This is a genomic window from Isoptericola sp. Y581, assembly GCF_059445475.1.
In genome coordinates this window covers 1-975 of record NZ_JCAIUK010000021.1, presented here as the reverse complement: position 1 = coordinate 975, position 975 = coordinate 1, and the positions used below count along the sequence as shown (strand labels likewise).

The 975-nt window shown below is 69.0% G+C and carries 1 protein-coding gene; it reads left to right on the top strand.

Features of this window, described 5'->3' with window-relative positions:
* Positions 1-145 precede the first annotated feature (145 nt).
* The gene (locus AC1C2W_RS19645) at positions 146-964 is read left to right on the top strand and encodes a transposase family protein (RefSeq protein WP_495414065.1); all 819 of its coding nucleotides are present in this window, start codon (positions 146-148) and stop codon (positions 962-964) included.
* Positions 965-975: the final 11 nt, after the last annotated feature.

Sequence of the window (975 nt, the reverse complement as noted above, 5' to 3'; positions counted from 1 at the left end):
GAGGTGTTCTCACCAGGGACAGTGAGCTGATCGGCGCGACGGTGCGCTGACCTGCGGTTCGTCCGGCGGGTGGGTTGGCGGCAGCAGGGTCCCGGGACCAGGATGCAAGTCGCCAAACACACAAACTGGACGACTGGGACCCTGCTTGATCACCTATCGTGCCACCCTCGACGTGCCCGCTCACACCGCGGCCGTGGTGACCCGCTGGATCACCACCCACCGTCGCACCCACGACATCCGCCCCTGGCAGCGCGCCGCCACCGCGCGGACCCAGGCGCTGCTGGTGCTGCGTTGGTTCAAGGACGCCACCCGCGTGCACATGCTCGCCCGCGACGCGGGGATCTCGACCGCGACGGCGTACCGCTACCTGCACGAGGCCATCGACGTGATTGCCTCCCGCGCCCCCGTCCTGAGCGACGTGCTGACCACAGCCCGCCAGGAGAACTGGCCGTTCGTCTGCCTGGACGGCACGCTTGTGCCGATCGCCCAGCTGCACGGCCCACAGAATCCCTCGGGCGCGGAGTCCTGGTACTCCGGTAAGCACCACCGCCACGGCGGCAACATCCAGGTGCTGTGCGACCCGACCGGCTACCCGGCCTGGGTCTCGCCGGTCTCGCCCGGATCGACACACGACATCACCGCCGCGAGAGCGTTCGTGCTGCCGGCGCTCTACCCCGCAGCAGCCGCCGGCCTGCCCACCCTGACCGACAAGGGCTACCAAGGTGCCGGAATCGGGATCAGGCACCCCAGACGCCTGCCCGCCAACCCCCACCCCGACGACGTGACCCGCAACAAGCTCCTCACCGGACTGCGAGCCGTCGCCGAGCGAGGCAACGCGCTGCTGAAGAAGACCTGGCCCGCCCTACAGATGATCACCCTCGACCCCGCCCGCATCACCGAGATCACCGCCGCAGCACTCGTGCTACTCAACCTTCAACGCGGGACCCGGCGATCACGCTGGTGAGAAAACCTCAG